General features: G+C 71.8%; 16 protein-coding genes. All 16 read left to right on the top strand.

Annotated features, from left to right (window positions below; translation table 11 throughout):
* Positions 1–14: 14 nt before the first annotated feature.
* The 16 genes from K7C98_RS27915 (at position 15) to K7C98_RS27840 (ending at position 18125) form a co-directional block, all read left to right on the top strand.
* A complete protein-coding gene (locus K7C98_RS27915; RefSeq protein ID WP_224194829.1) occupies positions 15–1727 on the top strand; it encodes a 30S ribosomal protein S1 in 1713 nt (570 codons plus the stop codon).
* 191 nt (positions 1728–1918) lie between these two features.
* The gene (gene ribH / locus K7C98_RS27910; RefSeq protein ID WP_263429881.1) at positions 1919–2446 is read left to right on the top strand and encodes a 6,7-dimethyl-8-ribityllumazine synthase; all 528 of its coding nucleotides are present in this window, start codon (positions 1919–1921) and stop codon (positions 2444–2446) included.
* A complete protein-coding gene (locus K7C98_RS27905) occupies positions 2439–2918 on the top strand; it encodes a transcription antitermination protein NusB (protein ID WP_224194828.1) in 480 nt (159 codons plus the stop codon). The genes ribH and K7C98_RS27905 overlap by 8 nt, the downstream gene beginning before the upstream one ends.
* Before the next feature lie 136 nt (positions 2919–3054).
* Complete coding sequence (locus tag K7C98_RS27900) at positions 3055–3438, top strand: response regulator (protein ID WP_224194827.1); 384 nt, start codon at positions 3055–3057, stop codon at positions 3436–3438.
* On the top strand, positions 3435–5627 hold the full coding sequence (locus K7C98_RS27895) for a chemotaxis protein CheA (RefSeq protein ID WP_224194826.1): 2193 nt from the start codon (positions 3435–3437) through the stop codon (positions 5625–5627). Before K7C98_RS27900 ends, K7C98_RS27895 begins: the two co-directional genes overlap by 4 nt.
* Positions 5617–6183 carry a chemotaxis protein CheW gene (locus K7C98_RS27890; protein WP_224194825.1) on the top strand — a complete coding sequence of 189 codons (567 nt, stop codon included), beginning with the start codon at positions 5617–5619 and terminating at the stop codon, positions 6181–6183. The genes K7C98_RS27895 and K7C98_RS27890 overlap by 11 nt, the downstream gene beginning before the upstream one ends.
* Complete coding sequence (locus K7C98_RS27885) at positions 6180–6797, top strand: chemotaxis protein CheW (RefSeq protein ID WP_224194824.1); 618 nt, start codon at positions 6180–6182, stop codon at positions 6795–6797. Before K7C98_RS27890 ends, K7C98_RS27885 begins: the two co-directional genes overlap by 4 nt.
* A gap of 6 nt (positions 6798–6803) precedes the next feature.
* A complete protein-coding gene (locus tag K7C98_RS27880) occupies positions 6804–7526 on the top strand; it encodes a hypothetical protein (RefSeq protein ID WP_224194823.1) in 723 nt (240 codons plus the stop codon).
* Complete coding sequence (locus K7C98_RS27875; RefSeq protein ID WP_224194822.1) at positions 7523–9568, top strand: HEAT repeat domain-containing protein; 2046 nt, start codon at positions 7523–7525, stop codon at positions 9566–9568. Before K7C98_RS27880 ends, K7C98_RS27875 begins: the two co-directional genes overlap by 4 nt.
* The gene (locus K7C98_RS27870; RefSeq protein ID WP_224194821.1) at positions 9565–10425 is read left to right on the top strand and encodes a CheR family methyltransferase; all 861 of its coding nucleotides are present in this window, start codon (positions 9565–9567) and stop codon (positions 10423–10425) included. Before K7C98_RS27875 ends, K7C98_RS27870 begins: the two co-directional genes overlap by 4 nt.
* Before the next feature lie 10 nt (positions 10426–10435).
* A complete protein-coding gene (gene cheB, locus K7C98_RS27865) occupies positions 10436–11563 on the top strand; it encodes a chemotaxis-specific protein-glutamate methyltransferase CheB (RefSeq protein WP_224194820.1) in 1128 nt (375 codons plus the stop codon).
* A 122-nt stretch (positions 11564–11685) separates the two neighbouring features.
* Entirely contained in the window at positions 11686–12513 is an 828-nt protein-coding gene (locus K7C98_RS27860) for a GAF domain-containing protein (protein ID WP_224194819.1), read from the top strand.
* A complete protein-coding gene (locus tag K7C98_RS27855) occupies positions 12510–12911 on the top strand; it encodes a response regulator (RefSeq protein WP_224194818.1) in 402 nt (133 codons plus the stop codon). The genes K7C98_RS27860 and K7C98_RS27855 overlap by 4 nt, the downstream gene beginning before the upstream one ends.
* A 116-nt stretch (positions 12912–13027) precedes the next feature.
* A complete protein-coding gene (gene xerD / locus K7C98_RS27850; RefSeq protein WP_224194817.1) occupies positions 13028–13945 on the top strand; it encodes a site-specific tyrosine recombinase XerD in 918 nt (305 codons plus the stop codon).
* Positions 13946–14346: 401 nt separating this feature from the next.
* Positions 14347–15054: a site-2 protease family protein gene (locus K7C98_RS45065; protein ID WP_224194816.1), complete on the top strand. Its 708-nt coding sequence runs from the start codon at positions 14347–14349 to the stop codon at positions 15052–15054.
* A gap of 29 nt (positions 15055–15083) precedes the next feature.
* On the top strand, positions 15084–18125 hold the full coding sequence (locus tag K7C98_RS27840; RefSeq protein WP_224194815.1) for a segregation/condensation protein A: 3042 nt from the start codon (positions 15084–15086) through the stop codon (positions 18123–18125).
* The last annotated feature ends 620 nt before the right edge of the window (positions 18126–18745 follow it).

Below are 18745 nucleotides of genomic sequence, written 5' to 3'. Positions count from 1 at the left end.
ACTTTCACCCCAACATGCAAGAGCAACACAACCTGCGCGCCGAGGGAGACGACGACTTCGCGGCGCTCTTCGAGAAGAACACCCAGGAGAATCCGGAGATCCGTGAAGGCACGATCGTCCTGGGGACCATCGTCGATGTGATCGGCGAGTACGCCGTGGTCGACGTCGGTTGCAAGGCCGAGGGCCAGGTCCCGCTGCGAGAGTTCGCCGAAGAGGACGGCACCATCAACGTCCGCGTCGGGGACAAGATCGAGGTCCTGCTCGAGGCGCAAGAGGACAACAACGGCCTTGTCGTCCTGTCGAAGGACAAGGCGCGCAAGCGCAAGGTGTGGGACGAGATCCAGTCGGCCTGCGAGGCCGAGGGTCTGGTCCGCGGCACCATCCAGGCGCGCGTGAAGGGCGGCCTCGCGGTGCTGCTGCAGGGCGGCGTGAAGGCGTTCTTGCCGGGGAGCCAGGTCGATCTGCGGCCCGTCCGCAACCTCGACACCTTCATCGGCAAGGACTTCGACTTCAAGATCATCAAGTTCAACAAGAAGCGCGGCAACATCGTGCTGTCGCGCCGGGTGCTGCTCGAGGCGGAGCGCGCCAACCTCAAGAGCGACACGCTCAACCGGCTGCAAGAGGGCGAGATCGTCGAGGGCGTGGTCAAGAACCTCACCGACTACGGCGCCTTCATCGACCTCGGCGGCATCGACGGCCTGCTCCACATCACGGACATGTCGTGGGGCCGCGTCAACCACCCGAGCGAGCTGTTCCAGGTCGGCGACAAGGTCCGCGTCAAGGTCCTGAAGTTCAACAGCGACTCCGAGCGTGTCAGCCTCGGCCTCAAGCAGATCACCGCGGATCCGTGGGTCAACGCCGAGCAGCGTTACATCCCCGGCACCGTGGTCGAGGGCAAGGTCGTCAGCATCAAGGACTACGGCGCCTTCATCGAGCTCGAGGAGGGCATCGAGGGCCTGGTCCACGTGTCCGAGATGTCGTGGACGCGCCAGATCAAGAACCCGAAGCAGATCCTCAAGATCGGCGATCAGGTCCGCGCGGTGGTCCTCGACATCGACGTGTCGCAGAACCGCATCTCCCTCGGCATGAAGCAGCTCGAGGAGAACCCGTACGACAAGGTGCTCGAGACCTACCCGCCGGGCACCATCGTCGAGGGCGTGGTCCGCAACATCGCCGACTTCGGCGTGTTCGTCGAGCTCGAGCCCGGCATCGACGGCCTCGTGCACATCACGGACCTCAGCTGGACGCAGCGGGTCCGCCACCCGAGCGAGCTGTTCAAGAAGGGCGACAAGGTCCGGGCGATGGTCCTGAACATCGACAACTCGGGCGAGAAGCCGAAGATCAGCCTCGGCCTCAAGCAGCTCGCGCAGGACCCGTGGGACCGGATCCCGTACGACTACCCGATCGGCAAGATCATCGAGGTCAAGATCCTCAAGCTGACCGACTTCGGCGCGTTCGCCGAGCTCGAGCCCGGCATCGAGGGCCTGATCCACATCTCCGAGATCAGCGAGGAGCGCATCGACGATCCCCGCTCGGTGCTCGAGCCCAACCAGCGGGTGCGCGCGGAGCTCATCCAGATGGATCCGGGCGAGCGCAAGATCGGCCTGTCGATCAAGAGCGCCAAGCGCCAGGACGAGCTGGCCGACGCCCAGGGCTACGCCAACGCCAGCGAGGCCGGCGCGACCCTCGGCGACGTGTTCGCCAACAAGTTCCGCGACCGTACTTGAACGTCGCGGTACCTTGAGGGCCCCGCGCCGCGGCGCGGGGCGTACGGCTCCCGGTCCGGCCCGGACCGACATCGAAGGCTCCGTCTGATCATCGCGGTCTCCGCGAGCGCAGGCGGAGCCTTCGCTGCTCTCGGGCGAGTCATGCGTGAGGGCGCTTGATCGCCCTGCGAAGTCGGGGTAAGCCGCCGGGCATGGCCGAGGTTCTGGCGAAGGTGCAGGCGATCGAGGGCTCGCTCGACGCGGCGGGGCTGCGACTGGCGATCGTCGTGAGCCGCTTCAACAGCTTCATCACGGAGCGCCTGCTCGAGGGGGCCGTCGACGCGCTGGTGCGCTCCGGCGCCCGCTCCGAGGACATCACGGTGGTCCGCTGCCCGGGCGCGTTCGAGATCCCGATGGTGGTCGGCCAGGTGCTGTCGGCCAAGAGCTACGACGCCGTGATCACGCTCGGCTGCCTGATCCGCGGCGACACGGTGCACTTCGATCTGATCGCCGCCGAGTGCACGCGCGGCGTGTCGCAGATGGCGCTCGCGTTCGAGGTGCCGGTGACGTTCGGGGTGCTGACCACCGACACGCTCGAGCAGGCGATCAACCGCGCGGGCGCCAAGGCCGGCAACAAGGGCGCCGAGGCGGCGATGGCGGCGGTCGAGCAGGTCCGGCTGTACCGCGAGATCGCGGCGCGCGGGGCGGCCGACGCCCAGACCGAGGCCGCCAGTGGCTGACGCCAAGCCGCGACACCCGCATCGCGCCCACGGGCGAGAGGTGGCCCTGCTGGCGCTGTGCCACCTCGAGTCGTACCGGCCCGAGGAGCGGCCGCGAGCGCTCGAGCTGTTCTGGGCCCACGCGCCTGCAGAGGCAGGAGAGGGCGGGCAGGAGCTGCGGGGCTGGCTGGCCGACGCCAAGGTCGTCGAGTTCGCGCGGCGCCTGCTGGCCGTCAGCAGCGATCGCGCGGCGGAGATCGACGAGGCGATCGAGGCGACGTCGCGTTCGTGGCGGCTGGCGCGGATGGACCGGGTCGACCGCAACGTGCTGCGCCTGGTCGGGGCGGAGAGCCTCGGCCTGTCCGAAACGCCACGTGCGGTGATCGTCTCCGAGGCGGTCCGCCTGGCGGCCCGCTACGGGAGCGAGCGCAGCGCGCCGTTCGTCAACGGGGTCGCGCAGGCGCTGGCGGCCAAGCTGCGCGGCGAGGGCTGAGCGCCCGACCGGCGTTGCGGTCGGCGTAAAAGGCGTGCGCGCCCGGCGACCGTACAGCTGTCCGCGCGGCCTCTGCGCAATCCTGGCCCACGCGCGCGCTTAAGGGGGACGGGCGTCCGGGCGTATACTCGCCGAGATGCCGATCCGCGCTCTGGTCGTCGATGACTCCGCGGCGATGCGGACCTTCGTCAGCTCGGTCCTGGAGTCGACCGGCGACTACGACGTCGACGAGGTCGGCCATGGTTTCGAGGCCATACGCCTGTTGCCTCGCGGCGACTACTCGCTGTTCGTGTTCGACGTGAACATGCCCGACTTCAACGGGATCGAGCTGATCCGGGCAGTCCGCGAGCACCCGCGCTATTCGCAGACCCCGCTGGTGGTGATGACCACGGAGGGCCGCCTCGGCGACGTCGAGCGAGCCCGGGCCGCCGGCGCGAAGGTCGTGATCACCAAGCCCTTCACCCCAGCAGGCCTGCTCGCGGCGGTGGCCGAGGCGCGCGGGCTCGGAGGCGGCGATTGACGGCCATCGATCAGAACGCCGCCGAGTTCATCGCCGAGGCGCAGGAGATCATCGAGACCTTCTCGCGCACGCTGCTCGAGCTCGAGGCGCAGGCGCGCGGCAGCGGTCCGGAGCCGGACCTCATCAACGCGGCGTTCCGCGCCATCCACAGCCTGAAGGGCCTGGCCGGCCTGTTCGGCGCCGCGGCCATCGGCGGGCTGGCCCACAGCCTCGAGAACACGCTCGACAGCCTGCGCCTCGGCAAGCTCGACCTGTCGCGCCCGGTGCTCGACGTGCTGTTCGAGGCGATCGAGGTGTTCGGCCGCCTGCTCGCGCCGCAGGGCGAGGAGGGCGGCGGCGAGGTCGACACCGAGCCGGTGCTGCTGCGCCTGCGCCAGCTCGGTGAGCGCGAGGCGGAGTCGGCTGGCCCTCAGGACAGCCTCGAGTGGGTCGGCGAGAACATCCTCAGCGTGCTCACCGAGTACGAGGAGCACCGGCTGCGCGAGAACATCAAGGCCGGGCGCAACCTGTTCCGCGTCCACGCCAAGTTCGACATCATGCAGATCGATGTCGGGCTCGAGCAGCTGAAGGAGAAGATGAAGGGCTACGGGGAGGTCATCACGTACCTCCCGAGCGCCGACGGCTCGTCCGACGACGCGATCGAGCTCGACATCCTGCTCGGCTCGAAGGGCAGCCTCGGCGAGATCAACGCGGCGCTGGCCAACCCCGACGTCACGGTGCACCGGCTCACGCCCGCGGGCGAGGCCCCGTCCGCGCCCGCGCCGGCCGCCGGTCGCCCGGCCGCGCCGCCGGCCGCGCCCAAACCTGCCCCTCCGGTCATGTCCGAAGGGACATCTCGTCGGCCGGAGCAGCAGCCGCGCACGGCGGGCTCGACGCCGTCGCGCACGGTGGTGATCAGCACGGAGGAGCCCGACGCCGCCAGCGCGGTCTCGAGCGAGGCGAGCCTGCGCAGCCTGAGCCAGACGGTCCGCGTCGACCTGCGCCGGCTCGACGTGCTGATGAACCTGGTCGGCGAGCTCGGGCTGGTCCAGGCCAACCTCGGCGGCGTGCTCGACGGGCTGCGCCAGCTCGACCACAGCGCCGACGTGTCGCGCGAGCTGCAGGTCCAGATCCGCGACATGCACCGCAAGCTGGCGCTGTTGCAGCAGGGCATCCTCGACGTCCGCATGGTCCCCATCGGCCAGGTGTTCGACAAGCTGGCCCGGGTGGTCCGCAAGCTCAGCCGCGACCTCGACAAGGAGATCCGGCTCATCATCTCCGGCGCCGAGACGGTCCTCGACAAGTTGATCGTCGAGGAGCTGTCCGACCCGCTGATGCACATGATCCGCAACTGCATCGACCACGGGATCGAGCCGGCGCCCGAGCGCGTGGCCCTCGGCAAGCTGCCGGGCGGCAGGATCGAGCTGCGCGCGTTCCAGAAGGGCAACCGCGTCGTCATCGAGGTCGAGGACGACGGCCGCGGGATGGACTGGACCAGGATCCGCGACGTCGCGGTCCGTCGCAACCTGATCAGCGGCGACGACGCGGCGTCGCTGACCCCGGGCGAGGCGGTCAACCTGATCTTCCAGCCGGGCTTCAGCACCCGCGACGCGGCGACCGAGCTGTCGGGCCGCGGCGTCGGCATGGACATCGTCAAGACCAACATCGCCCGCCTGTCGGGGATGATCGACGTGACCACCGACCTCGGCCGCGGCACGACGTTCTCGATCACGCTGCCGGTGACGCTGGCGATCATCCAGGCGCTGGTCATCCAGTCGGCGGGGCACACGTTCTGCATCCCGCTCAACTCGGTGCTCGAGTCGATCATGGTCGAGACGCGCGAGATCGGGACGATCGAGGGCCACGAGGTGATCACGCTGCGCGGCCGCACGCTGCCGCTGCTGCAGCTGTCGCGCCTGTTCGGCCTCAAGCCGCTGAACAAGAACTACCGCGACCCGAACCGCCTCTACGTGGTGGTGGTCGGCCTGGCCCAGCACCGCGTCGGGCTGGTGGTCGACGAGCTGCTCGGACAGCAGGACGTCGTCATCAAGCCGCTCGGCAGCGCGGTCCGCAACGTCCCGGGCATCGCCGGGGCGACCGAGCTCGGGGCCAACCGCACGGTGCTGCTGCTCGACGTCGGCCGCCTCGTCGACGAGGGCGTGCGCCAGTCGGACGCCGCGTTCACGATCGGAGGCGGGCATGTCCGGTGAGCGCGAGGACCTGTGGCAGGCCTTGCTGCGCAGCGGCGAGGCGGTGGTCACCGACGAGGACTACGAGCACGGCTACAAGCGCGAGGTCCGGCAGGACCTGCAGCAGTACGTGACGTTCCGCGTCAGCGGCGAGGTCTACGGCCTGGCGATCCACGAGATCGAGGAGATCAGCAAGGTCTTCCAGACCACCCACGTGCCGCGCACGGCCGACTTCCTGCTCGGGATCGGCAACGTCCGCGGCCGCATCATGCCGGTCATCGACCTGTCCCGAAGGCTACGCCTGCGCCCGGTCGAGCGCGGGCGGGCGGCCCGGGTGCTGATCGTGCACTACAACGAGGAGCCGTACGGGCTGGTGGTCGACGAGGTCATGGACGTGATCCGGATCCCGCCCGAGGCGATGGAGGACAAGCCGGGCGGCCTGACCGGCGCGCGCGCCGAGTACATCCGCGCGCTCGGCCGCAACGACGGCGAGCTCGTCATCATCCTCCAGCTGCCGGCGCTGCTCGACGCCAAGGACTTCGTCAAGCTGGCGGCGACCGAGGAGGGGCGCCCGTGATCGATGCGCGCGAAGGTCGCGAGGGCCGCGCCAACGCCGGCGACGAGGAGCTCAAGGTCGCCGGCTTCTACGTCGGGCAGGGCCTCTATGGCATCGAGATCATGCGGATCAAGGAAGTGATCCAGGCGCGCCCGTACCCGATCCGCCCGGTGCCCTACGCGCCGGCGATCGTCGAGGGCGTGATCCAGCTGCGCGGGGTGGTGATCCCCGTGGTCGACCTGCGGCGCCGCTTCGGCGTGCCGATCGACCCGGCCATCGATCACCTCAACAAGCTCATCATCGTCAGCGTCGCCGGCCGGATCGCCGGGCTCAAGGTCGACCGCGTGCTCGGCGAGCTGCGCGTGCCGGCGGGCGGGCTGCGGCCGGCGCCGTCGATGCTGCGACCGGAGCTCGAGCGCACCGCCGAGGGCAACATCTTCAGCGGTGTGTCGCGCGCCATCCGGCACCGCGACCGCCCGGAAGGTCGACGCCAGCCGCTCCTCGGCCCCGATCGCCGCTCGCAGGCCGCCGCGTCGGCGCCGGCCCACCCGGCGCCGACCGACGAGCGCCCGGCGGCGGAAGACATGGTGTTCGTGATCAACCTCGACGCGCTGCTGCGCGCGGGGGGGAGGTAGCGCGGGGTGAGCGAGGCGCAGGCGAAGCTCAAGATCCTGGTCGCCCACGAGCGACTGGCGCTCGGACAGGCGATCGGCCGCGTGCTGGCGGCGCAGGGGTTCACGGCGGTCACGGTGTGCGACACCGCCGAGGCGGAGAAGGCGATGCGGGCGGAGATGTTCGCCGCGCTCGTGCTCGACGTCGCGTTGCCGGGCGGCACCCCGTGCCACGAGCTGATCCAGCTGGCGAAGGTCGACCTGCCGGCGCCGATCCCCGCGGTGGTGCTGGTGGCGTCGGTGTTCCGCAGGACGAGCTACAAGCGCCGGCCGACCCAGCTCTACGGCGCCGACGACTACGTCGAGATCCACCGCCTCGGCGATCAGCTGCCCGGCAAGCTGTGGCAGCTGCTCGGCGGCGATCCGGCGGCGATGCCCGGGCTGGTCGAGGCCGAGGCGGTGCTTTCGACGATCCAGGACGAGGGCGATCAGCGGCTGTTCGAGCAGCGCGGACGCACGCTGCGGCTGTCCGAGCTGATCGTCGCCGACCTGATCCTCTACGCGGGCGACCGCGTGCTCGCGGCCTCGACCCAGGCCGAGGCGCGCGCGCTGCTGGCCGGCGACCTCGACGCGGCCCGTCAACTGTTCCGCCAGATCAACCCGGTCCCGCTGGCACCTGGCGTCGATCCGATCGGCGCCGCCTTCGACGACATGATGCGGATGTTCAACCTCGATCCCGGGGAGCCCCGATGAACCCGCTACGCCCCGATCTCGCGCGCTGTCTCGAGTCCTTCGGCAGTGAGCGCTGGCGCGAGCGCAAGGACGCCGCTCGCGATCTGATGTCCGTGGTCCGCGAGCAGCCGCCCGCGCCCGACCAGCTGGCGCTGCTGGTCGAACAACTGCTCGACGGCCTGGTCTCGCCCGACTCGGTGGCGCGGCGCTCGGTCTGTCACGAGGTGCTGACCGGCATCGGTCCCTCGGTGGTGCCGGCGATCCGTCGGCGCCTGCGCGCGGGCGGGCCCGGGGCGCGCATGATCGTCGACCTGCTCGGCGACGTCGGCGGCGTCGACGACGTGCCGCTGCTGGCGGCGATCCTCGGCGCGCCCGGCGACGACAACGTGCGCGCGTCGGCGGCGACGGCCCTCGGCGTGCTCGGCACGGCCGACGCCGAGCGGGCGCTGACGAATGTCCTTTCGGACAGCTCGGAGATGCTGCGGATGTTCGCCCTCGACGCCCTGGCGCGCCTCGGCGTGGCGATCGCGCCGGAGCGGCTGGCGCCGCTGCTGGCCGATCCGGTCACGCGCCGGGCGGCGGTGGCGGTGCTCGGGCACAGCGGCGACCCGCGGGTGGCGGGGCCGCTGGTGCGCTACCTCGGCGAGGCGATGCCCGGCGTGCGGGCGGCCGCGGCGGTGGCGGTGGTGAAGCTGCACGCGACGCTGTCGCTCCGCGGCGATCCGGTGGCGGTCGCGGCGGCGCTGGCCGCCGGCGACGGCGAGCCGCTGCGCCAGCGGATCCGCGAGCTCGTCGCGCACCGCCAGCTCGAGGTCAAGCTGGCCGCGCTGGCGCTGGCCGGCGCGCTCGCGGACGTGGGCAGCCTGTCCTATGTCCTGCAGGCCATGTCGGATCCGGAGCTGCGCGAGCGCGCGGTCGAGTTCGCGGCGGGGCTCGGCGCGCCGGCGGTGCCTGTCCTTGTGGACATGGTCGAACAGGCAGCTCCCGAGGTGCTCGGCGATCTGTTCCTGCTGATCAGCGGGTTGGGTCCCGCGGGCAATCACCCGCGGCTGGTCGAGGCGTTGACGACGGCGCTGGCCGGCCCCGACGCGCACGCCGCCTGCATGGCCGCGACGGCGCTCGGCAAGGTCGGCGGGGCCGAGGCGATCGCGCCGCTGGCCCGCGCGCTGGCTCTGGAGGGCCCGGCGGGCGAGGCGGCGGCGGTGGCGTTCGCGGCGGTGGCCGGGCGCGCGCTCGGGTCGCGGCACGCTCGCGTCGCGCCGCACCTGCCGGTCGAGGAGGGGGCGAGCGGGGCGCTGCTGCGCAACCTGTGCCGCGCGTTCGGGCTGCTCGGTCGCGGCGGAGACGTCGGGTTCGTGGCGCCGCTGATCGCCTGGCTCGGCGAGCGCGACGTCGGCGTGCGCCTGCTGGCCGCGCGGGCGCTGGGGCAGATCGCCGGGGAGCACGAGGGCGCGGCGGCGCTGGCGTTGGCGCTGCACGACGAGGACGCGGGCGTGCGCGCGGCGGCCTGCCGCAGCCTCGGTCAGCTCGGCGCGGCCGAGTCGGTGCCGGCGCTGCTGACGGCCTCGCGCGACCCGAGCTCGTCGGTCCGCGCCGCGGCCGTGCAGGCGCTGGTCGGGCTCGACAACCCGATCGCGCTGGCGCGCCTGCGCGAGGTGGTGCTGGCCGACAACGCGCCGGCGGTGGTGATCCAGGCGATCGCGGGCCTCAGCCGCTCGGGCACCGATCAGGACCTGGTGATGTTGATGAGCCTGTGCCGCGCGCCCGACCACGAGATCGTGAAGGCGGCGGCGCGCGGGCTGTCGGGCTGCAAGGGCCACCGGGCGACGGCGGCGGTGCTCGGGCTGCTCGAGCATCCGCGCTGGGACGTGCGCTGGGCGGCCGCGGAGGCGCTCGGCGAGCGCGGCGACACGACGGCCCTGCCGCCGCTGCGGCGGGTGCACGCGGTCGAGCCCGATCCGCTGGTGCGCAAGGTGCTGGCAGGGGCGGTGGCGCGGCTCGAGGCGCACGCGGCGGCCGAAGCGGCGGCGCCGGGCGACGGCGAGGGAGAGCCCACCGCGTGAACGGACGGCTCCCTCCCGGCGGGATCGAACCGCCGGTACGCGTGCGCATCACGCCCGAGGAGTCGCGGCTGCTGGCGGAGCTGATCCTCGATTACTGCGGGGTGCTGCTGGGCGGGGACGCCGGGTTCCTGCTCGAACGGCGTCTGGCCTCGCGGCTCGATCACCTGTCCCTCGGATCCTACCTCGAGTACTACCACTACCTGAGCTACGACCTCGGCGGGCCGGCCGAGCTGCTCGAGTGCATCGAGCGGGTCACGACCCACGAGACCTACCTGTTCCGCGAGCAGTTCCAGCTCGACGCGTTCCAGCGCGAGATCCTGCCGGTCCTGCTCGGCCGCCGGGGGGCGGGGGCGCCGGTGGTGTGGAGCGCCGGCTGCTCGACCGGCGAGGAGGCGTACACGATCGCCGCCCTGCTGACCGAGACCGCTCGCCCGGGCTCGCGGGTGATCGGCAGCGACATCAGCGTCCGCGGCGTCCGGGCCGCCGAGGCCGGGATCTACGGCCCGAGCAGTTTTCGCACGACCCCCGAGGATCGGCGGGAGCGCTACTTCGAGCCGCTCCCGGGCGGACAGTGGCGGGCCATCGAGCCTCTGCGGCGGATGTGCACCTTCGTCCACCTCAACCTCCTCGACACCGCCCGCTACCGCGAGCTCGGCGCCATCGACACGATTTTCTGCCGCAACGTCCTGATGTATTTATCGAACCAGGCGAGGCGGCGCGTGGTCGAAGGGTTCTACGACGCGCTCGTGCCGGGAGGCTACCTGTTGCTCGGACACTCGGAGAGCCTGATCAGCGTGCCGGGGCGCTTCGATCTCGTGAACCTCAGCAACGACCTCGTGTATCGCAAACCGGGCTAGAGGAACTGCGATGGACGGTCACAAGCTCCGCGCCCTGGTGGTCGACGACTCTGCCTACAACCGGCAGACGATCGCGGCGATGCTCGAGCTCGATCCGGGCGTCGAGGTGATCGGCCGCGCCTCCAACGGCAAGGAGGCGCTGCGCATGGTGTTCGACCTCCAGCCGGACGTCATCACGCTCGACCTCGAGATGCCGGAGATGGACGGCTTCGCGTTCCTCCGCGTGCTGATGGCCAAGCGGCCGTTGCCGGTGATCGTCGTCAGCGGCCACTCCGAGCGCGACCATGTGTTCCGCGCGCTCGAGCTCGGGGCGCTCGACTTCATCGCCAAGCCGGGGCGCCACATCGGGCCCGACCTGCGCACGATCCAGGAAGACCTGCTGGCCAAGCTCCGCGTGGTCCGGCGGCTGCACGTCGTGCGGCTGCTGCAGCGCGCGCAGCACCTGGCCGAGCAGCGCGGCGAGCGGACCACGCTCGAGGTGCCGGCGTTCGACAGCGGCCGCTACGAGCCGCAGAAGCGCCGCGGGCCGCCGCTCGGCGCGCTCGGGGTCGCGGCCTCGACCGGCGGACCGCCCGCGCTGCAGCAGCTGCTGTGCGCGCTGCCGGTGACGCTGCCGATCTCGATTTTGGTGGCGCAGCACATGCCCGCGCGCTTCACCCGGGCGTTCGCGGCGCGGCTCGACAAGATCTGCTCGTTCCACGTGTGCGAGGCGACCGACCAGCAGGATTTGCAGTCGGGCGTGGTGTACATCGCTCCGGGCGCGGCCAACCTCGAGGTCGACCTCGGGCCCAACGGTCCGCGGGTGCGCGTGCGGCCGCCGCGGGGCGGGGCGACCATCGTCCCGTCGGGCGACCTGCTGTTCAAGACGATGTCCGACCTGTTCGGTCCTCGCTTCTGCGCGCTGATCCTGACCGGCATGGGCAGCGACGGACGCGAGGGGGCCGAGCTGGCGCGACGGGTGGGGGCGACGGTGCTCGCGGAAGATCCGAACACGGCGGTGATGCCGGGCATGCCGGCCGCCGCGATCGACGCCGGGGTGGTCGACGAGGTGCTCTCGCTCGAGGAGCTCCCGGTGGCGATCCAGCGGTTTGCAGACGCCTGCCGGCCCAAGCCGCCGGGGTCGGAGTCGGCCGCGTAGCGCCGGGGCTGGCCCGGGGCGGCAGCCGCGATCGCGGCGGCGCAGTTCGTGATGCGAAATCACCCCCGCCGCGGTCGCCCGGCGGCGCCCGCACGGGCTCAGGGCATGATATCGTCGCCCCGATGCGTGCGCAGGACGCCGGCCAGGGGGACCTTCACGACAAGACCCGCGCGGCTCTTCACGAATTCTTCGGGCGCGGGGAGGCCTTCGTCCGCCAGCTCATCGCGGAGAACGAACGCCTGCGCAGCGAGCTCAACGAGTCGCAGCCCGATCGTCCCGCGCGGCCCGAGTTGACGCCGGGCACGGTGATGGAGGGCCTGATCGGCCGCATCGTCGAGCTCGAAAAGGCGCGGAGCGCCGCGACGGAGGCCGGCGCGCCGGCGCCTCCCGGCGAGCTCGCTCGCTTGCGCGACCGCCTGGTCCAGCTGGAGGACGAGAACTACCACCTCGCGTCGATGTACGTCGCGGGGCTGCAGTTCCACGCCTCGCGGACGATCGGCGACGTGCTGCAGACCACCACCGAGATCCTGCTGAACTTCATCGGCGTCGGGGCGTTCACGCTGTACCTCGTCGACGAGGAGCGCCGCGTGTTGTTCCCGATCGCGCGCGAGGGCGGAGAGATGAACGAGCTCGTCGAGATCGAGATGGACGAGGCGAGCCCTGCAGCGCAGATGGTCCAGCGCGGCCGCCCGTGGACTCGCGGCGATCCCGCATACGCGTCCGACGACGTGATCATGTATCTTCCGCTGGTCAGCGGACGGCGACTCGTCGCAGTCCTCCGCCTCGAAGCATTTCTGGCGCAGAAGCCCGGCTTCGAAGACAATGACTACAGCCTCCTCTCTATGATCTCCGAACACGCCGGCATCGCGATCGAGACGGCGTGGATCCGGGCCCACGCCAAGGCGGTCGCGCTGCAGCGGCAGGCCGTAGAACACCTCCTCGGAGCATGACCCAGGACACCCAAACTCGCCGGCTCAACGCGTTGGTGGTCGAAGACAGCCCGCCGATGCGTAAGATGATCGTGTTCGCGTTGTCGCGGATCCGGGAGCTCAGCGTGGTCGAGGCCGACGACGGCGTCGACGCGCTCCGCCGCCTCTCGGGCACCAAGTTCGACATCATCATCACCGACATCAACATGCCCATCCTCGACGGGCTGAAGCTCGTCAAGCGCCTGCGCGCCGACGAGACCTACCAGGACGTGCCGATCATCATCATCACGACCGAGGGGGCCGCCGAGGACCGGCAGCGCGCGCTGGCGCTGGGCGCCAACGCGTACATCACCAAGCCCATCCAGGCCCCGGCGGTCATCAAGCTGGTGCGCGAGATCCTCAGCCTGGAGGAGCGGTGACCGCAGGCCGCCGGCCGTCCGCGGCCGGCGGGGTGCGACCGGCTTCCAGGCGCGCCGCGGGGGCGAACACACCGGGTCGTTCGGGCAGGTCCGAAGGGCCAGGTCCGAAGGGACAGGTGACCCGGGCGCAGCCGGCGAAGGCCGGCTCGCTCGAGCGGGCGATCGAGGAGTACCTCGAGCACCTCAAGGTCGAGCGGCGGCTGCGGCCGAACTCGCTGCTCGCGTACGCGGGCGACCTCGAGGTGTTCGTCGCCCACGCCACGGCGGCGGGGGTGGTCGCGCTCGCGGCGGTGACGCCGGCGCTGCTGCTGCGCTTCGTGGTGTCGCTGGCGCAGGCCGGGCTGTCGCCGCGCAGCCAGGCCCGCCGGTTGACGGCGGTGCGCGGGCTGTTCCGCTTCCTCCGCGAGGAGGGCCAGCTCGACGTCGATCCGGCCCAGGCGCTGCGGCTGCCGAAGCTGCCGAAGCGGCTGCCGGAGCTGTTGAGCCGCGGCGAGGTCGAGGCGCTGCTGGCCGCGCCGGGGCAGGACGGCCCGCTGGCGCTGCGCGACACGGCGCTGCTCGAGCTGCTCTATGCGACAGGTTGCCGGATCTCCGAGGCGCTCGACCTGACGCTCGATCGACTCTACCTCGACCAGGCGATCGTGCGCCTGACCGGCAAGGGCGACAAGCAGCGGCTGGTGCCCCTCGGAGGTCCGGCCATCGCGGCGCTGCAGGCGTGGCTGACGAGCGGGCGGCCGGCGCTGGTGCGCGGCTCGGTCCGCTGGGTGTTCGTCAACCATCGCGGCGGGCGCCTGTCTCGCCAGGGCTTCTTCCTGAAGCTGCGGGAGTACGCGCTTGCGATCGGGGTCACGCGCCCGATCTCGCCGCACAAGCTGCGCCACAGCTTCGCCACGCACCTGCTCGAGGGCGGCGCCGACCTGCGCGCGGTCCAGGCGCTGCTCGGGCACGCCGACATCGGCACGACGGAAATCTACACGCACGTGACGCGCGAGCACCTGCGCGAGCGCCACAAGCGGCACCACCCGCGGGCCTAGCTAGTGCCGCGGCATTTCGGCCCTCCCTCGCTCGCTCTCGGCCACGCTGGCTGCGTTGCTCGCCGGGGTACGTATTGCCCGCCTCGCCGGCCTGTCGGAGCCCGGCGAGGAACGAGCAGAATGCCCCGGCCGCGGCACTAGGTGCCGGGGTGCGGCGGCGCGAGCGGCTGGCGCAAGGGACATGGCAGATCGGGCATGTGTGATCGGGCAGGTCACGCGAGCACCGGCGCGGGCCGGGGCGCCCGCGGCCGCGAATTTGCGCCGGCTCACGTGGCCGGGGGCTCCGGTCTGCGAGCGCGGGGTGCCCTGGTTTGACTCGGGCGGGCGCGGGCGGTAATTTTTCCGGACTCCGCGCCCCTGCGCGGTGCTTTGCCGTGGATCGCGCTCTCTCATCCTTCGCCGTGCTCGGCCTCCTCGGCGTCCAGGCCGCCGACGTCCGTCGCATGCTCGTCTTCGTCGTGTGCCTGGTCCTGGCGACCGCGGTCCACGAGTTCGCCCACGCGTACTCGGCCGACCGCCTCGGCGACCCGACGCCCGGTCGTGAGGGCCGCCTGACCCTGAACCCGCTGGCGCACGCCGACCCGGTCGGCACCATCGCGCTGCCGCTGTTCGCCGGGCTCACGCACGCGCCGCTGTTCGGCTGGGGCCGGCCGGTGAACACCCAGCCGCGCTACTACAACCGCAAGGTCAGCATGCGCGGCGGGATGGCGCTGGTGGCGTTCGCCGGGCCGCTGTCGAACATCCTGCAGGCGCTCCTGGTCGCGGGGCTGGTCCTCGGCCTGACGGCGGGCGGCATCAACCCCGACGCGCACGCGAGCGTGTTCGGGGTGCTCGGCCTGTTCTTCATCATGAACATCACGCTGGCGGTGTTCAACCTGATCCCGGTGCACCCGCTCGACGGCGGCAAGGTGCTGGCGTGGCTGCTCCCGTCGCGCGCGCAGGGCATCGACGACTTCCTGGCGAAGTGGGGCTGGGCGATCCTGCTGGCGCTGCTGCTGTCTCCCGCGCTGTCCATCATCTTCGAGCCGGTGATGCTGCTCGCCTACAAGAGCATGGCGTACATCGACGGCCGCTGGCTCGGCGCCTACGCCGGCCTGCTGGGGCGCTGAAGCAGGGCGTGAGCGAGCGGGAGCGGGCGATGGAGCAGGGAAGCACGGGCCTCGGCGAGGGCGCCCCACGCGCGCGCGAGCGGAAGGGGACGTCGAGCCCGATCTACTCGGTCGAGCTCGAGGTGTTCGAGGGCCCGCTCGACCTGCTGCTGCACCTCGTGCGCAAGCACGAGCTCGACATCCTCGACATCCCGATCGCGTTCGTCGCCGAGAAGTACCTCGAGTACCTCGACGTCATGCGCCAGCTCGACCTCGAGATCGCGGGCGACTACCTGGTGATGGCGGCGACGCTGGCGTACCTCAAGAGCCGCGAGCTGCTGCCGCCGGAGCCGCGCGCCGGCGAGGCGGGCCAGAGCGAGGAGGAGGAGGGCGAGGACCCGCGCGAGGCGCTGATCCGCCGGCTGGTCGAGTACGAGCGGTTCAAGCAGGCCGCGGCCGAGCTCGACTCGCTGCCGGTGTCGGGACGCGACGTGTTCGCCCGCGGCGCCGAGCTGGTGATGCCGCCGATCGACCCCGGCCTCGCGCCGGTGTCGCTGTTCAACCTCGCGGAGGCCTACTACCGCGTGCTCACGCGCGCGAAGGTGAAGTCGACCCACGAGGTCCAGATCGAGGCGGTGACGGTGGCGCAGCGGATCAAGCAGCTGGCGCTGATCCTCGACGAGAAGCCGCACTTCGAGTTCGAGGAGCTGTTCCTCGGCCGCACCTGGAACAGCGAGCGCGAGCTGCGGGCGATGCTGGTGGTGACGCTCATGTCGATCCTCGAGATGGTCAAGCTCGGGGTCGCGGGGGTGCAGCAGCCGCACGACACGCCGAACATCCGCATCTACCGGCGCGCGTCGGCCGAGCAGACGCAGGCGGCGCTGGCGGACTACGACGAGGACGCGAGCTTCGGCGCGCCCACGCCCAAGGCCGAGGACGCGGCCGCAGCGGCGGCGGGCGCGGCCGCGACGCCGGCGCGGACGCCGAGCGAGGCGGACCTCGACGCGGTCGAAGAAGCGGCGCTGCTCGCCGAGGCGCTGGCGTCGGTGCAGGAGCCCGAGGAGCCGGTGCTCGGCTACGCCGACGAGAGCGAGGACGTGGCCGCCAACGATCCGGCCGCGGCGGAGTACGGCGAGGACGCGCCGGCGCGCCGCGCGACGGGCCGCCCTTCCCGCGAACGAAGGCGCGAGAGCTCGGCTGTCTCCGAGGACATGTCGGGGGAGAGCGGGGACGTCGAAGATGTCTCCGAGGACATGTGGCGAGAATCGAGTTTGAGGGCTTCGCCGGGCGAGGACAGCCTGCGTGGGGCAGCGTGGGCGCCGGAGCGGACGGGGGCCGCGGACGACGAAGGCGGCACGGCGGGGACACGGAGCGCGACGGACGCGGGCGAGGTCGGTGAGGCCGAGGCTGTCCTTGCGGACAGCACCGAGGCGAGCGCCCCGGACGTTGCCGGGGAGAGCGACGACGGCGCGGCGAGTGAGGCTGTCGGGTCGGACAGCGGCCAGGCAGAGGGTGGTGAGGACGCGACGCGCGAGGCCCGGGACGGCGCGGAGGAGACTCGCGGCGACGGGGAAGCGCGCGAGGCTGTCCCCGAGGACAGCGAGGATTCGGCCAGCGAGACAGCCGGGTGGGGCCGCGGCGAGCAGGCGGGCGCGATGGTCCCGGCAGACGACCAGGACGCGGCGAGTGAGACTGTCCGCGAGGACAACGACGCGTCGGACAGGCGTGAGGACGCAGCCGTCCGTCTGATGGACGAGAGCGCGGCGAGCGAGGCTGTCCGCGAGGACAGCGACGCGGAGGCTTGCGATGAGGACGCGGACCCCGTCGTGCTCAGCGACAGCGAGGGCGACCGCGAGGCGGCCAGCACCGAGGACGCGAGCGTCGAGGTGGATGGTGACTTCGAGGGCGACACGACGGACGTGAGCGCGGCGAGCGAGGCTCTCCGGGGCGCGGCGAGCGAGGACGAGAGCGCGGCCGGTGAGGCAGAGGACAGCGAGGACGAGGATGCCGCGAGCGAGCACGCTGTCACCCGGTGGGGCAGCGCGGACGAGCGCGCGGCGAGCGAGGCTCTGCGAGAGGACAGCGCGGACGACGCCGTGAATGTGGCGGTCCGTGTGGACAGCGAGGAGCATCGCATCGTCGACGGGCTCGCCCGTACGAACCTCGAGGATACCGGCTGGAGCGCCCGCGAGGGCACGGACGTGGTCGGTCCCCGCGAGGACGCGACGAGCGCGGCTGTCGTCTTGGACGGCGAGGACGCGGCGAGCGAGGCTGTCGGTTCGAGCAGTGAGAGCCTTTCGGAGAGCGAGGACGCGGCGAGCGAGGCTTTCGGTTCGAGCAGTGAGAGCGATGACCTGATCGGCGAGGTTGTGCGTTCGGACAGTGATGACGTTCTCGGCGAGGCTGTCGGTTCGGGCAGCGAGGACGCGGCGAGCGAGGCAGTCGGTTCGGGCAGCGAGGACGCGGCGAGCGAGGCTGTCGGTTCGGGCAGTGATGACGTGCTCGGCGAGGCTGTCCGTTCGGACAGCGAGGACGCGACGAGCGAGGCTGTCAGTTCGGACAGTGATGACGTGCTCGGCGAGGCTGTCGGTTCGGAGAGCGAGGACGCGGCGAGCGCGGCTGTCGGTTCGGGCCGCGAGGACGCGACGAGCGAAGCTGTCCGTTCGGACAGTGATGACGTGCTCGGCGAGGCTGTCGGTTCGGACAGCGAGGACGCGACGAGCGAAGCTGTCCGTTCTAATAGTGATGACGTTCTCGGCGAGGCTCTCCGTTCGGAGAGCGAGGACGCGGCGAGCGAGGTAGTCGGTTCGAGCAGTGAGAGCGAGGATGCGGCGAGCGAGGCTGTCGGTTCGGGCAGCGATGACGTGCTCCGCGAGGCTGTCGGTGCGGACAGCGAGGACGCGGTTGTGACTGGCGAGGCCGTCCGGGTGGACGGCGACGAGGCGGCGCGCGCCGAGGGGTCGCGCGATGCGAGCGAGGCCGTCGGTTCGGACAGCGAGGAGGAGGCCGTGGGCGGGTTGTTCCTCAATACCGGCGAGGGTCTCGGGGAGCGCGAGCTCGGCGAGGTCGACGACGAGGATGACGCGCCGTGACGGCTGCCGTGACAGGGGGTAGGACATGGTGAAGCCGCGCAAGACGGGCCTGAAGGCCCCGCCGCGGGTGCATGCGGGCGAGAGCGTGCCGGCATCCGGTGCCGACGCGCCCGAGACGACCGAGCCGAGCCCGGCGTCCGAGCACGAGGAGTCGGCGAGCGCGGCAGACGAGCCTGCGCGCGAGGAACGGGACGACGCGGCGCCGGAGGAGGTGCACGCCGACGCGCGCGTCGCCGAGGCGGACGACTCGTCGCGGACGAGCGATGAAGATCCTGCGACCGAGCCCGAGGCGATCCGCGAGGCGCCGGTCGACGAGCCGCAGGAAGGAACGCGAGGCAAGGGGGGACGTCGCGGGCGGGCTGGAGCCCGCCACAAGGACGCTTCCGGCGAGGTGCAAGGCGGCGCAGACGAGCCTCGCCCGCGGGCGCGGCGGGGTCGCGAGGGGGGGAAGGCCGCGCGTGCGAGCGGGTCGGCGCGGAGCGAGGGCCGCGGCGAGAGTCCGGACGCGTCGGCCGAGCTCGAGGCAGGCGCCGAGGGGGCGAGCGCCGAAGCGGTGGAAGCGGGGGACGCAGGTTCGTCGCCGTTCGATCGTGATGCGAGCGAGCGAGCGGGCGGGGGCG

The organism is Nannocystis pusilla, assembly GCF_020073745.1.
In the GTDB taxonomy this organism is placed as follows: Bacteria; Myxococcota_A; Polyangia; order Nannocystales; family Nannocystaceae; genus Nannocystis; species Nannocystis radixulma.
This window is presented reverse-complemented; position numbering and strand designations above follow the sequence as displayed.

What these genes read in the sequence shown, in the direction of transcription:
- K7C98_RS27915 (WP_224194829.1), top strand. Translation starts at nt 15, where the DNA reads ATGCAAGAGCAACACAACCTGCGCGCCGAGGGAGACGACGACTTCGCG.
- ribH (WP_263429881.1), top strand. Translation starts at nt 1,919, where the DNA reads ATGGCCGAGGTTCTGGCGAAGGTGCAGGCGATCGAGGGCTCGCTCGAC.
- K7C98_RS27900 (WP_224194827.1), top strand. Translation starts at nt 3,055, where the DNA reads ATGCCGATCCGCGCTCTGGTCGTCGATGACTCCGCGGCGATGCGGACC.
- K7C98_RS27890 (WP_224194825.1), top strand. Translation starts at nt 5,617, where the DNA reads ATGTCCGGTGAGCGCGAGGACCTGTGGCAGGCCTTGCTGCGCAGCGGC.
- K7C98_RS27875 (WP_224194822.1), top strand. Translation starts at nt 7,523, where the DNA reads ATGAACCCGCTACGCCCCGATCTCGCGCGCTGTCTCGAGTCCTTCGGC.
- cheB (WP_224194820.1), top strand. Translation starts at nt 10,436, where the DNA reads ATGGACGGTCACAAGCTCCGCGCCCTGGTGGTCGACGACTCTGCCTAC.
- K7C98_RS27860 (WP_224194819.1), top strand. Translation starts at nt 11,686, where the DNA reads ATGCGTGCGCAGGACGCCGGCCAGGGGGACCTTCACGACAAGACCCGC.
- K7C98_RS27855 (WP_224194818.1), top strand. Translation starts at nt 12,510, where the DNA reads ATGACCCAGGACACCCAAACTCGCCGGCTCAACGCGTTGGTGGTCGAA.
- K7C98_RS27840 (WP_224194815.1), top strand. Translation starts at nt 15,084, where the DNA reads ATGGAGCAGGGAAGCACGGGCCTCGGCGAGGGCGCCCCACGCGCGCGC.